The organism is Carboxylicivirga taeanensis, assembly GCF_051851475.1.
GTDB lineage: Bacteria > Bacteroidota > Bacteroidia > Bacteroidales > Marinilabiliaceae > Carboxylicivirga > Carboxylicivirga taeanensis.
This window is the reverse complement of the sequence record NZ_JBPUSJ010000002.1, coordinates 207,734-221,513: the sequence shown is the minus strand read 5'-3', so window position 1 is coordinate 221,513 and position 13,780 is coordinate 207,734. Positions and strand designations below refer to the sequence as shown.

General features: G+C 43.5%; 10 protein-coding genes. 3 read left to right on the top strand and 7 right to left on the bottom strand.

Annotation, left to right across the window (positions count from 1 at the left end):
• Nucleotides 1-160 precede the first annotated feature (160 nt).
• On the top strand, nucleotides 161-1,444 hold the full coding sequence (locus tag ACSX1H_RS04425; protein WP_439182480.1) for an L-cysteine desulfidase family protein: 1,284 nt from the start codon (nucleotides 161-163) through the stop codon (nucleotides 1,442-1,444).
• 227 nt (nucleotides 1,445-1,671) lie between these two features.
• Here ACSX1H_RS04425 and ACSX1H_RS04420 read toward each other — a convergent pair whose 3' ends face one another.
• Together ACSX1H_RS04420 and ACSX1H_RS04415 are read right to left on the bottom strand one after the other, a co-directional pair.
• Entirely contained in the window at nucleotides 1,672-2,802 is a 1,131-nt protein-coding gene (locus tag ACSX1H_RS04420) for a M14 family metallopeptidase (protein WP_439182479.1), read from the bottom strand.
• A 5-nt stretch (nucleotides 2,803-2,807) separates the two neighbouring features.
• On the bottom strand, nucleotides 2,808-3,407 hold the full coding sequence (locus tag ACSX1H_RS04415; protein WP_439182477.1) for a MarC family protein: 600 nt from the start codon (nucleotides 3,405-3,407) through the stop codon (nucleotides 2,808-2,810).
• Between the two features lie 314 nt (nucleotides 3,408-3,721).
• Here ACSX1H_RS04415 and nudC point away from each other — a divergent pair, with 314 nt between their 5' ends.
• Both nudC and ACSX1H_RS04405 read left to right on the top strand, forming a co-directional pair.
• The gene (gene nudC / locus ACSX1H_RS04410) at nucleotides 3,722-4,552 is read left to right on the top strand and encodes an NAD(+) diphosphatase (protein WP_439182476.1); all 831 of its coding nucleotides are present in this window, start codon (nucleotides 3,722-3,724) and stop codon (nucleotides 4,550-4,552) included.
• Nucleotides 4,553-5,210: 658 nt separating this feature from the next.
• On the top strand, nucleotides 5,211-6,995 hold the full coding sequence (locus ACSX1H_RS04405; RefSeq protein WP_439182475.1) for a methyl-accepting chemotaxis protein: 1,785 nt from the start codon (nucleotides 5,211-5,213) through the stop codon (nucleotides 6,993-6,995).
• Between the two features lie 119 nt (nucleotides 6,996-7,114).
• Here the strand turns inward: ACSX1H_RS04405 and ACSX1H_RS04400 are convergent, their stop codons facing one another.
• The 5 genes from ACSX1H_RS04400 to ACSX1H_RS04380 form a co-directional block, all read right to left on the bottom strand.
• The gene (locus tag ACSX1H_RS04400) at nucleotides 7,115-7,300 is read right to left on the bottom strand and encodes a YgaP family membrane protein (protein ID WP_439182474.1); all 186 of its coding nucleotides are present in this window, start codon (nucleotides 7,298-7,300) and stop codon (nucleotides 7,115-7,117) included.
• 94 nt (nucleotides 7,301-7,394) lie between these two features.
• The gene (locus tag ACSX1H_RS04395) at nucleotides 7,395-7,697 is read right to left on the bottom strand and encodes a hypothetical protein (protein WP_439182473.1); all 303 of its coding nucleotides are present in this window, start codon (nucleotides 7,695-7,697) and stop codon (nucleotides 7,395-7,397) included.
• Nucleotides 7,698-7,776: 79 nt separating this feature from the next.
• Nucleotides 7,777-11,046 carry an efflux RND transporter permease subunit gene (locus ACSX1H_RS04390; RefSeq protein WP_439182471.1) on the bottom strand — a complete coding sequence of 1,090 codons (3,270 nt, stop codon included), beginning with the start codon at nucleotides 11,044-11,046 and terminating at the stop codon, nucleotides 7,777-7,779.
• Nucleotides 11,047-11,074: 28 nt separating this feature from the next.
• A complete protein-coding gene (locus tag ACSX1H_RS04385; protein WP_439182470.1) occupies nucleotides 11,075-12,151 on the bottom strand; it encodes an efflux RND transporter periplasmic adaptor subunit in 1,077 nt (358 codons plus the stop codon).
• Nucleotides 12,152-12,190: 39 nt separating this feature from the next.
• A complete protein-coding gene (locus ACSX1H_RS04380; protein ID WP_439182468.1) occupies nucleotides 12,191-13,528 on the bottom strand; it encodes a TolC family protein in 1,338 nt (445 codons plus the stop codon).
• Between the last annotated feature and the right edge of the window lie 252 nt (nucleotides 13,529-13,780).

Genomic DNA, 13,780 nt, shown 5'->3' with positions numbered 1-13,780 from the left:
AGAAAACATTGGACCAGGTCGCAGAAAAATAAGCAGGTCATCGTCGCCACAAGCCCTACCAACATTGTGTTTGCGTGCAAATAATCATAGTATATCCGCAATTATCCTCGTATTTTAGCCCCGCAAATGAAAAGGGTAGTCTGATTTAAAGCAAAAAATCATGAACAAATCTGATAAGCAATATACTTCATACGTCAATATACTGCATGAAGAGCTGATGCCAGCAATGGGATGCACCGAACCTATTGCAATTGCCTATGCCGGTGCTATGGCCCGAAAAATTCTGGGCTGCATGCCTGATCGCGTATGGGTGGAAGCCAGCGATAACATCATCAAGAATGTGAAGAGCGTTGTGGTGCCAAACACCGGTAACCTCAAGGGAATTGAAGCTGCGGCTATAGCTGGTATTGTAGCTGGCGATGCCGACAAAGTGCTGCAGGTTATTTCGCAGGTGAATGATGCACAGCGAGCCGAAATGGCACAGTTCCTTAAGAGCAATGAAGTGAAGGTAAGTGCTTCAACCAGCGGTATAATATTCGATTTGATAGTGAATGTGTATGCCGGTGAGTCACATGCTTCGGTTCAAATATCGCACTACCACACTAATATTGTACGCATTACCAAAGATGGTGAAGCAACTGTGTATACCCACCATTGTGATGACGTGAGCAATAAGCACAAAACCGATCGCAGTATGATGTCGGTGGAAGATATTGTGGATTTTGCTAACTCAGTAGACATTGCAGAGGTAAAAGATGTATTAAAGCTTCAGATTGCTTACAATTCGGCTATTGCACAAGAAGGCATCAAAGGTAATTGGGGTGCCAATGTGGGCTCGGTTTTGCTAACGAGCTGGGACGAAAATGATATAAAAGTACGCGCAAAAGCTATGGCGGCCGCGGGTTCAGATGCCCGCATGAGTGGCTGCGAACTGCCAGTAATGATTGTATCAGGAAGCGGCAACCAAGGACTGGCTACCTCAGTGCCGGTAATTGAATATGCCAAAGAGCTTAAGGCCGACGAAGATGCGCTCCTCAGAGCCTTGTTGGTGGCTAACCTGGTCACTATTCACCAGAAAACCAGTATTGGTCGACTTTCGGCCTTCTGTGGTGCTGTTTCGGCAGGTGTGGGCGCCGGTGCTGGCATTACCTACCTTTACGGCGGACGCTACAAAGAGATTGCCCATACCATTGTAAATGCACTGGCGATTGTATCAGGCATTGTATGCGATGGAGCCAAGCCATCATGTGCCGGCAAAATTGCATCGGCTGTAGAGGCTGGCATCCTGGGCTACCACATGTATAAAAATGGTCAGCAGTTTTATGGTGGTGATGGCATTGTTGTTAAAGGAGTTGAAAACACAATCAAAAATATAGGCCGATTAGGCAGTGTAGGCATGCGCGAAACTGATAAAGAAATTATCCGAATGATGCTGGGAGAATAGTTTTCCTATCCCTCCTAAAAGATAGAATCAGGCCCTGTAGCGAACTTTTAATCCTCGCCACAGGGCCTTTTTTATATAACCACTAAATGATGTCTGCCAAGTAACAATACTGGGCTACCACAAAATGCAATTACTTACCGGTAAATGCATCGGCATACCCCACAATGAAGGAAACCTCCCCTGTATGAGAAACAGGGTTGAGGGTGCCAAAAATATAATTGCCTGATTTATAAATCGTCAACCATACTTAACAAAGTTGGTACCAATGATTCGCCAAGTTTCATAGAGCGCTCGGGTGACCAGCCCAGCAACTCATCGGGCAGATCAGCGTTTTGCTTAAATGGCATTTCGAGTGTTTGCGACAAGCAATGGAACTCTTCGCCCAGATTTTTAGAGCCAATTTGGAGATTGGCCTTACCGGGCTCATTTTTCGGATAGCCATACACATCCTGCATGTCGGGACTAAACACCTTCCAGTTGTTCATAAAACTATCGGTTAGCTGCTTAAGTTTTTCATCGAAAGACGGAATGCCTTCTATGCCAGAAATAAAATTGTAAGGCAAGCCCTCATCACCATGTACATCAAGGACAAAGTGCATGCCTGTCTCCTTCATTTTTTCCTTCACAAAGTAGACTTCAGGGCTGTTTTCAATCGTTGGATTGGCCCATTCACGATTCAGATTAACTCCTTTAGCATTCACCCGCAGGTTCCCCAAAATACTGCCATCCACATTCATGTTGGGTACCAGATACAAATTGGCCTTTTCCAGTAAGCGAAGGGCCGTTGGATCCTCTTCATCGAGCACGCGAGCGATAAACCCTTGCATGAACCATTCAGCCATGGACTCACCGGGATGCTGACGGGCAATCACCCAAAGTTTCTTCTTGTTCTCATCCTGGGTGCCTATTTTAAGAAAATCGATGGGTCTTCCCTGCGTTGTATGGCCAATGCATTCTAGAACACATTTGCTTGATAACTGAGCATTATTAATCAAATCGAGGTGTTGCTCATAAGAGAAAGGAGCAAAATAGGCAAAATAGACGGTATCGTACTCAGGTGTAAGTTCCATACTTAGCACACCGCCATCATAACTTGTGGGAACCAAAAACCAATTTTCCCTATCGTAGGACATACGGGCTTTATAGTTGTCCCACCCGTCGGGATAGGCCGCCTCTCCAGCATTCAGGAGGTTAAGGGTACACTTTATTCCCTGGGCACCTTGCAGCCTGAAATAGAACCACTGAAAAAAATCAGAGTGGGTATCTTTTCGTATTTTCAGTTCAATATTGCCAGGGTCACTGGCATTGATAAGCTCAATATTGCCAGCATCAAAAGTAGAGGAGATTGTAATACTCATAAAAATTAGATATTTAAATTCTTTATAAAATCAATAACAATATTACCAAAGTTGGTCATAAACAACTTAATAGCCATCGCCAACAGTATGATACCAAAGAACTTTTTCAGGACATAAATGCCGCCTTGGCCGATCACCCGCTCAACAAAACTGGATGACTTAAGCACAAAAAACACTACTACAATATTGAGGAATAAGGCAATTATGATATTAACCGTTTCAAACTCGGCCCTTAAAGACAGTAGAGTGGTAAATGAACCGGCCCCTGCTATCAGCGGAAAAGCGATGGGCACGATAGATGCTCCAGAGGGTGAGTCGTGTCTGAATATTTCTACGCCCAATATCATTTCAAAGGCCATGATAAGCAGCACAAATGAACCTGCAATGGCAAAAGAGGAGATATCGACGCCGAACAGCCCGAGCAGTGCTTCACCAACAAATAAAAAGACAATCATTATGGTAAATGCTACCGAGGTTGCCTGAAAAGCTTTGATTGGACCACTCTTTTTTTGAAGATCCAGAACGATTGGGAGCGAACCAAGAATATCGATAACGGCAAAAAGCACAATAAAAGCAGAGATGATCTCAAGGTAATTAATGTTCATAATGTGAGGTTTTGAGCAAATATAAAGTAAATTAACACTTTTTACCTAGTTTTAGTTGAACACACTTGTCATGTTTTACGACACCTCATCTAACAATAAGTTCCCCCTTTCTACTAGCGATTTAGCAAATACGCACACATGCCCATACTGCGTTTACAAAAGACAGAAACAGAGCCATCTATAAGCTATTAAGAGTACAGGCCAACCATCACCCCATAAATTAATTAAGCCTCTTAAGCCAGGATAACACATAATCATCTGTAATCACCAATCGTTTCCATTATCTTCGCTTTTTAAAATAAGCCACCAATACAATGATCAACGAAATATTACCTCACAGCTTCAACGTTCAATACAATAGTGAAGCGAGCCTTCAGCCAGATGATTACATATTGCATTACACCGATCATTCCATACTATTAAACTGTGCAGGTACTACTTTTTTACCTCCACAATGGAAAGATGTTCAAAACAGCATTCATAAAGAGGATTGCACCTACCTGTTTAGTCTCAATGATAAGCAATGCTTTTTATGCCCAACACCTTCGGGTAATAACCAGTCGCCCCTGCAATATCAAGACATCAATATTTTCAGAACCCTACCGAAAGAAATCGGCTGGATATGTATACTAGGTTTTCAATTGCACAACTGGTACACCAACCACCAATACTGTGGCAAGTGTGGTGCTCCAACACAGCTCAAGACCAGTGAACGAGCCATTGTATGCAGCGCCTGTTCAACAACAAACTATCCTACAATTTCGCCGGCAATTATTGTAGCGGTTATTTGCAACGATAAGCTATTACTGGCCCGCGGCAGTCATTTTCCCGAAGGCCGTTATTCTCTTGTGGCGGGCTACGCCGATGTGGGAGAAACACTGGAGGAAACAGTTGCGAGAGAAGTTAAAGAGGAAGTTGGCCTGGATGTAAAAAACATAAGGTATTACAGAAATCACCCCTGGCCCCTTTCGGGTTCTCTGATGATTGGCTTTATTGCCGAAGCCGATGACCAACAACCAATTACTCCCGATAACAAGGAAATTGTTGAAGCAGCCTGGTTTAGAAGGGATAACCTGCCACCCCATTCGCCTCACATCAGTATTTCCGGTGAGATGATTGACAAGTTTAAAAAAGGTGAACTCTAGCATTGCTGACGGGTGGTTGAATTTTAAAAAACAACCAGCCCGTCTTTTATAAAAGATGAGATCCTATTTATTTTACCACAACCAATGAGTTAGGCCTTGTATGGATGGTATCCTGCCATCTGAAAATACCTGTATTAACGCATTGGCGCTGGCAAAATGTGAGCCAATGTTTTACCACTTTAACATTACCGTTCTGGTACTGGAGCATTCGCTAAACTACTAGTACACACCAAAAAATAAAATTAGCTCTCCATCATCTCCTCAAAACCACTATTTGCAAACCATTTGCAGGCAGCACGAACTAACGTCTCACGCACAAAAGTGTTACGTATCTCCCTAAACTGCTATTAATCTTTAAAACAGTTGAACTAAAGGTTAACAAGTATATCATAATTAAGCTTCGTATAAACTTCTGCGTATTGGTAAGTTATCGCCCTACTTGCCAATGGCTGTTAAAGCTAAACAGGTGTTTAATTACGGAATTATTTCGTCAATAAATTCAGGGGTTTGATGGAGTTTTTCGAGGGATTCACTCCACCAAAACACGTCACTCTCCTGTGTTAATGCTGGTTACACATTTAGCTCACTTTTTCGTTAATAAAAGTAGAAAATTATTTTTGCGTACCTCAAATCGCTCAATAAACTCATCTAAAAGAAAATGAAAAAAACTAATATCAAAGATCTATCAATTAGAATGAAATTGATGATTGGTTTCTCAATTATGGTCATCTGCGTTGGAGTTGTCGGAATAATAGGCAGAAATAGCATTAACAAAACGCAAAAAGTAGTGGCCTATGCCAACCACCTCAAGCACGCTCAAAACTATTTAATGAATGCCAGAGTAGCGACACTGAGCTATATGGAGTTTGAAGATGAAACGAAGCCCCCCTTAGTAATTGATTACCTGAATAGTGCCCTTCATGAAATTCAAATAACGGACAGCCTCCAAACCGTTAAAGGCCTCCCGACCGACTCCTTAAGCCTGGCGGTTCAGTCGTACTTAAATGCTTTTAGCGGTTTCCTGGAACTGGAACAAAGCAAACAGAGTACACGCACCAACTGGTCGAAAGCAGGAGCAAAAACGGGAGCTATTATTTCATTCGATCAGCAGCTTAACAAACACCATAAACTCTCGAAAGACATTTTGTATGCCCACAGTCAGGTGCGAGTTGCTGCCTGGGAATATGTATCCAAACCGCTCGACGTAAATGGAAATATTAACGAGGGCCTGGTAAAAAAGGTGAAAGGAAGGCTCAATAAATTTTATGCAGTGCTGGATGAGGCTAAATCCACCTATGCGGGCAAAACAGTAGCCTCCATCAACAATATTCATGACAGCTACCGCGAATATGAAAAAGCCTTTGAAGCATTTGTTGATGCCAACCTTGAACAAGGGAAACTCGTTAGAGAGATGCAAGCAGCCGGAGATGAAACGCAACGATTGAGCGATAATATCATCCTGAAGATTAACGAAAAAGAGAACGACGTCATACGCACTGCAGCCATTTTAGGCAGTTCTCTTCTGATAATCGCCATCCTCATTGGCATCATCAGCAGTAGTATCATTTCTCGGAGCATTATTAAACCAGTGAACAAAGGCTTGGAACTAGCAGAAGCACTTGCCAGAGGCGAACTGTATCACTCGTTCGAAATGAAGGGAAAAGATGAGATCAGTCGCCTGATGAATGCTTTGATGCAAATGAATAGCAAAATTCGGGAAGTGGTTGCGGAAATTATGAACGGCACCGAGCAGCTCAATCAAGCCAGCGGCCAGCTCAACAGAAGTTCGCAAGAGTTAACGCAGGGAGCCAGCGAGCAGGCAGCATCTCTGGAGGAAGTGTCGACCACTATGGAAGAAATGGTGGCCAATATTGAACAAAGTAATGTCAATGCCGGCACCAGCGAGGAGCATTCCAGCAAGGCACTGGAAAGCATCAAAACCACTGCTCAGGAATCGGAAAAAGCCAACCAGGCCAATAAACTGATAGCGGATAAAATTTCTATCATTGAAGAAATAGCCTTGCAAACCAATATATTAGCTCTAAATGCTTCTGTTGAAGCAGCACGGGCTGGCGAACAAGGAAGAGGTTTTGCAGTAGTAGCCGGTGAAGTGCGTAAGCTGGCTGAGCGCAGCCAGTATGCAGCCGCTGAAATTGTTCGATTTGCTGGCGAAAGTCATGAACTGTCAGCCAATTCCAATGCACAGCTCACAAGCATGCTGCCCACCATTGATAGTTCCTATACCCTGATGAAGGAAATATCAGCAGCCACCCGTGAACAGCGCGATGCTGTGCAACAAATTAATGCAGCCATCCAACAGCTTAATCAAACCACTCAGTACAATGCCTCCAACAGCGAAGAAATAGCTGCCAGTGCTGAAGAACTGAACTTACAAGCAACACAGCTCAAAAAACTGATCAGCTACTTTAAACTGCAAGAGTAGCCAAAACCATACTTGAAAGGCCCTAACTACTCTTAGCAGTTAGGGCCTTTCTCATTCACAAACAAAAAATATGGAAACCTAAAAACATGCTTTCTCCAATGAGAAAACATCACCTATATTTATTTGGGCACTCCCAGTTTTGTTAAAATATCGTTCATTAAACACCATTTGGTAATGGATGATTGTATCATATTAACAGCTACAAACCCGGCTAAAAACAGCCAGTTAATGTTCACATAAACAGCTAACAAAATACTTGTTAACACTAATGTTCCGGCGATTGCTCTGATAATTCGTTCTTGCATGATTCTTTATTTTTGTGGTAAGCACTATGGCCACCAGCAGTTTAACTTTATAAATACTTTACATTTTATTTATTGCAACACACTCTCAAGAAGCTTACACGCCTTTTTCAACATCAATAACATACGCATTAATGTTGCACTGAGGCATTTCTGCTTTGCACTTCAAGAGGTTATCCAGTAGGCTATTGGCCTGCTCATCGCCTATAAATGAGACAAAAGCAATGTTGTCAACCCCCATGGATTTTTGTCCAAACCAGTTCCCCAAACGATGCTCTTTCTGAAGCTTACGCATTCCCATCATTTCTATTTCGTTATAGTAAGGGACCTGATGCTCGCTAAAAAACTCCTGCAGGCGTTCTCTATATTCCGCTACCGCAATGGCTATTAATAGTTTCATATTTTATCTGATTAAACACCTGGAGTAAAGTGTGCAGCACACATTCGACAATAGCTCACACACTTTACACCATGGGTAATTAATTATTGGATTCCACTACTTCTTCAATGGCTGCAGCCTCACTCTCAGTGGCAGCGGCCTTATCACCTGCTAATTCAGTTCCTTCATATTTCTTGCGCTCTGTCATGTAATAGATGAGTGGCACAATTAATAAGGTCAATACCGTAGAGGCAATAGTGCCCCCCATCAAGGAGATGGCCAGTCCTTGGAAGATTGGGTCAAACAGGATGACAACAGCACCAATAACCACTGTTCCGGCAGTTAGTAAAATAGGTGTTGTTCTTACAGCCCCGGCCTCAATCACTGCTTCGCGCAGCGGCACACCTTCATTCAGGCGGATATTAACAAAGTCGATTAGCAATATGGAGTTACGTACCATAATACCGGCCAGCGCAATCATACCAATCATTGAAGTGGCAGTAAAAAAGGCATTAAGCATAAAGTGTCCTAATACGATACCAACCAATGAAAGAGGAATTGCCACCATCATCACGAAAGGCACTTTCAGGTTTTGGAACCACCCCACAATCAGCAAGTAAATTACTACCAATACCACGGCAAAAGCTGTTCCTAAATCGCGAAACACCTCGTAGGTAATTTGCCATTCACCATCCCATTTAAGTCCGAAATTGTTTTCAACAAATGGCTGTCCGTTGTAAAATTCTTCAATGGAATAGCCTTCGGGCAGCTCAATCTCATCCATGCGATCACTCATATCCAGAATAGCATATACCGGACTCTCCAGCTTACCGGCCACATCAGCGGTTACATATACCACTTGCTTTTGATTTTTGCGGTAAATACTTTTTTCCTTAAAAGCCTCCCTGACATGCACCAAATCACCAATGACCACCATATCACCTTGCTGTGATTTCAGCGTAATTTTTTTCAGATCGTCAATACTTGTGCGGTTGCTTTCATCCAAACGCAGCTTAATACCCACCTGCTTATGATCGTTTTCGGCGTATAAATACGAGACATTAGACCCGCGCAAAGCCATATTCATGGCCTGAATAATTTGCTGCGGGGCAATTCCTGCCAGCATGGCTTTCTCTTTATCAACATCAAAAGTAAATTCGGTCTGATCAGCCTCCATCATCCAGTCGATATCTACCACACTCTCGGTTTCGGCAAACAGTTGTTTCACCTGCGTGGCAACATTTTTTTGTGCCTCATAATCGGGACCATACACCTCAGCAACCAGTGTTGACATCACCGGAGGTCCGGGCGGTACTTCCACCACCTTTACATTGGCATTAAACTTTTTACCGATAGCCTGCAAACCAGGACGCAGCTCTTTAGCAATATCATGCGATTGCAAGTCGCGTTCCTTTTTAGACAACAGGTTAACCTGAATATCAGCTACATTGGAACCCCGGCGTAGATCATAATGCCGCACCAGGCCGTTAAAGTTAATTGGAGCAGACGCACCTACATAAGTCTGATAATTGGTAACCAGCTCATGATTCTTCAGGTAGGCGGCCAGCTCTTTGGTTACATTAGCAGTTTCTTCGAGAGTTGTCCCTTCGGGCATATCCACTACCACCTGAAACTCATTCTTATTATCAAAAGGCAGAATCTTAACAGTAACCACTTTGAATAAAAACAAACTGGTTGATCCAATTAATAACAGTGTTACACCACCGATAAACACCCAGCGTTTAACCGGACTTTCAATCATGGGGCGCATGGTTTTGTTGTAGAGCCTGTATATGAGGGTCTTTTCCAATGAGTAATCTTTCTGATCGTCCTCATTATCATCGTGCCTCAGCAACCTATAGGCCAACCAGGGCGTAATCATTAACGCCACCAGCAAGGAGAAAATCATGGCGATAGAAGCACCAATCGGCATCGGACTCATGTAGGGTCCCATCATACCGGATACAAACACCATCGGAATAACAGCTGCAATCACCGTGAAAGTAGCCAAAATGGTTGGATTACCCACCTCATCGATAGAGCGCAAAGCGGCCTGCCAAAAAGGCAACTGCCTCATTTTGAAGTGGCGGTGCATATTTTCAGCAATTATTATGGAATCGTCGACCACAATACCGGTTACAAACACCAAGGCAAATAAGGTAATACGGTTAAGCGTGTAATCCAGGAAATAATAACTAAACATGGTTAGGGCAAAGGTAATTGGCACTGAAATAAACACCACCAAACCACCACGCCATCCCATGGCTAGCATCACCACCAATGTAACAGCAATAATAGCACCTAACAAGTGCATCAGCAATTCTCCTACTTTATCCGAAGCCGTTTCTCCATAATTCCGTGTTACTTCAACCTGTATATCGGCCGGAAGCAGCTCTTCACGCAGAATCTCAATTTTATCGTTTATCTGATCAGCCAGACGCATGGCATCTGCACCTCTTCGTTTGGCAACAGAGATGGTTACCGCCGGATATTCGCCCTGAAACACGGACTTATTATCACTGGCCTGCCCATAACCAAAGGCCACGTACGAACTGGGCAAAGCAGGTCCATCTTCTACCTGTGCTACCTGATGCAGATAGACCGGTGAGTTTTGATAAACGCCTACAACCACATTGGCCACCTCTTCAGCATTGGTAAAGAACTGTCCTGTTCGAACGGCATACTCGGTATTATTATTATTGAAACTACCGGCCGATACTTGCTGATTAGCAGCCTGCAACTGCTGGGTAATAAGCAATGGATCGACTTTAAAGGCAGCCATCTTATCCCGATCGAGCACCACCTGTATTTCGCGGTTTCGTCCACCAATGACCTTTGTTTCCGACACATCCGTAATCTTCTCAATTTCGGATGTGAGCTCCTGCGCCACGCGCTTCAGCTGATAATCATCATAATTCTCACTCCAAAGCGTTAGGCCCATCACCGGCACGTCATCAATAGAGCGGGTTTTAACCAGCGGCATTGTAACGCCAGCCGGCATCTTATCCATATTTTTTATGATTTCGTTGTAGAGCTTCACCAGGCTTCGTTCTATATCTTCGCCCACATAAAACTGCACTATCAGCATGGCCTGTTCCGACATTGACTGGGAATACACATACTCTACGCCCTTTATATTAGAAACAAGTTTTTCAATAGGAGTAACTAGTTTAGACTCTATTTCTTTAGGGCTGGCTCCCGGATAGCCGATGAAAATATCGGCTATGGGAACATCAATCTGCGGTTCCTCTTCCCGAGGAGTAAGGTATGAACTGTACACTCCAATGATCAAAAATGCGACCATCAAAAGGGGTGTCAGTTTTGATTTTATAAACATCCGGGCTAATGTCCCGGCAAATCCTGTTTTCATAACTGTAAGAATTTAAAGGTTTGGAACATTAGTTTAATTGCAGGTGGGCGCCATCAAACAGACGGCCTTCTGAGGTAACAATAACCTGGTTACCATCGCTCAAGCCCGAAAGCACTTCGATATTATCACCATAGGTTTTACCTAAGCGTACCCAGCGTAATAGTGCCTGGTTAGCCTGACTAACCGTCCAGATACCTTTAAGCTGGCCGCGTTCAACGACCATTGATGCTGGTACCAATAACTTTTGCTCTTCTCCTTTAATATGGGATACATACGCAAACATCCCACTACGAACAACCTGCTCCTGCTCGGCTGTTGGCTGCAAACTAATGCGGGCATCAAACTGCGAACCCGAAAAACGACTGGATGGACTAATGTGAGCCACAACGCCTTCAATGGGTTCTTCACATGCATCCACACGCACTTGCACAGCATCGCCCTTTTCAACCTTATAAATTTCTGACTCTGGTACCCTGGCAATTACCTCGAATAACCCAGGAGATTCAATGGCTAGCAGCGGCATGCCCGGATTGGCCATGTCTCCACTATCTACAAACTTATCGGTAATAACGCCATTGTAAGGCGCCTTAATGTTGGCATAAGACAGCATTTCGGCTACCTCATCTTTAGCTTTCTGAGCAGCTACCAACTGAGCTCTGGTCATTTCGAGATGCACGGTAATATCATCCAACTCCTTTTCGGTAGCACTATTGCTGTTGTACAATGACTGGATGCGATTAAAATCGTCCTGGGCATGCTTAAAGGCCGCTTTGGCCTGCACAATATTTGCCTCCACCTGCATAGCTTTGGCCTGAATATCGTTACTGCGGATAGATACCAATAACTGACCTCTTTGAACCACATCGCCCTGGCGCACCAACACTTTGCTTATTTGCCCCATAATACGTGTACTCAGGGTCGATTGATTGACTGAAGCAACGGTGCCGGTATAATTAAATTGTTTGGGAACGGTACTTAGCTGAAGGGTTTCAACTTTTGCTTTAACAGCTAACTTGCCTGTATTACCTTCCTCGGAGCTACCGCCGCAAGCCTGCGTAAAAAAAGCGATAGCCGATGCTACTATTAATAATTTTAAAGATTTCATATGTTACTATTTTTTGTTTTTTTCGAATGATAACTTGAATTATTGCTGACCAGCTTCCGAAGCCAGCATTTGGTACCTGAATACCGCCACGTTATAGGTATAGATGGCATTCAGCTTTTTAAGCATACTCTCTTCTGCCTTTGTTTCAGCCATTAACAGATCCGAGGTGCTCTCCATGCCTTGGTTGTAGCGGTTCGTTCTGATACGCAGCGACTCATTGGCCTCTTCAGTTGCCAGATTGTAGGTCGCCAGCTGACTCTCTGCCACCGCGATGTCGCGTGCCGCTTTAGACAGTTCCATATTTTCTTTTTCAATGTATTCCTGATAGGCCACGTGTGCCTTGTTATAGTTGGCTTTTGTTTGGTTGTATTTCCCAATATTGCGGCCGCCGTTAAAAAGGCGCCATTGCAGCTTAATGCCCACCATGTAACTATCGGCACCAAAACCCCCGAAATCAGCGTCATAAAGGTTGTAGGCCCCAAAAGCATTCACCCGGGGAGCAAACTTCATCAGCTCACTCTTGCTCATTTGCTTCTGCGCATCCACACCATACTGCATGGCCACAACATCGGAACGGTTAAAAATAGAGGTAGCATTGTTGAATGAAAAAGTTACCTGGCTAATTGAATCGGACACCTGAACGGGCAAGTGAATATCCCGACCCATCAAAAAATTGAGCATCTCACTGATGTTCTTCACCTGGTTCTCAGCCTCCTGCACCATAGCCACCTGCTCATACTGACGCACTCTTATTGTCATCACATCAGCTTCTTTCATATAGCCTTGCTTCAGGTTATCTTCAGCCACCCTGAGGTATGACTCCGTTGTTGTCTGTGCTTTTTTCATCACAGCAACACGGTTTTGAGCCAACTGCAGGCCATAATAGGTTTGCTTAACCAAAAACTGCACATACTCGCGCGTGTAGGCCGTCTTCTGCTCTAGTGCCTTTACCTGCTTTCGGGCAGCACTTTTACCCAACCAGGCATCCACGTTGATTAATGGCTGCTCAACCATTATTTGCGTGGCAAACTGGTTGGTTTGACCAGGATTATTAATCACCGCCGGATCAAAATCGGCCATGGTTACCCCTTGTTGTTGCAGCTTAAAGCCAAAAGCATAAAGTGGATCATTGGAAGTTGTGTATCCACTTGACAGTTCCACAGAAGGCAGAAAAGCAGCATTTGCCTGCTGGCTTCCTCCCCTTGCCGCTTCAACATCTGCCAACGCTTTTAAAATCTCACGATTATTCTCAGAGGCCAGTTGTAATGCCTCCTCTAATGAAAACACCTTTAACTCATCTTCTTCCTGAGCATAAGATGTATAGCCCACCAGTGACAGGCAGACTAGTAATACTCCTGTAAAAAAATTCCTGTTCATATGTTTTGCTTGTTTTTTGCGCATTTGTTTTACTCTCGTAAAATTTCAGTGACAAACATATATCTATTTTTCTACATATGCAACTTTCTAGATGTTTATATATGATTGTCGCTTATATTGGACTGATTTACTGCTATTTAAATTAACACTTTTTTATCGTTTTTAAAAGATGCTATAAAACAGTCGCTAAAAAGCGTTAAAAAACACCCATGTAAGTGCTTAATTCCTCTGAATGAACACATATCCTATTCT

Coding starts and splice junctions, on each gene's coding strand:
- ACSX1H_RS04425 (WP_439182480.1), top strand. CDS start 161: ATGAACAAATCTGATAAGCAATATACTTCATACGTCAATATACTGCAT.
- ACSX1H_RS04420 (WP_439182479.1), bottom strand. CDS start 2,802: ATGAGTATTACAATCTCCTCTACTTTTGATGCTGGCAATATTGAGCTT.
- ACSX1H_RS04415 (WP_439182477.1), bottom strand. CDS start 3,407: ATGAACATTAATTACCTTGAGATCATCTCTGCTTTTATTGTGCTTTTT.
- nudC (WP_439182476.1), top strand. CDS start 3,722: ATGATCAACGAAATATTACCTCACAGCTTCAACGTTCAATACAATAGT.
- ACSX1H_RS04405 (WP_439182475.1), top strand. CDS start 5,211: ATGAAAAAAACTAATATCAAAGATCTATCAATTAGAATGAAATTGATG.
- ACSX1H_RS04400 (WP_439182474.1), bottom strand. CDS start 7,300: ATGCAAGAACGAATTATCAGAGCAATCGCCGGAACATTAGTGTTAACA.
- ACSX1H_RS04395 (WP_439182473.1), bottom strand. CDS start 7,697: ATGAAACTATTAATAGCCATTGCGGTAGCGGAATATAGAGAACGCCTG.
- ACSX1H_RS04390 (WP_439182471.1), bottom strand. CDS start 11,046: ATGAAAACAGGATTTGCCGGGACATTAGCCCGGATGTTTATAAAATCA.
- ACSX1H_RS04385 (WP_439182470.1), bottom strand. CDS start 12,151: ATGAAATCTTTAAAATTATTAATAGTAGCATCGGCTATCGCTTTTTTT.
- ACSX1H_RS04380 (WP_439182468.1), bottom strand. CDS start 13,528: ATGAACAGGAATTTTTTTACAGGAGTATTACTAGTCTGCCTGTCACTG.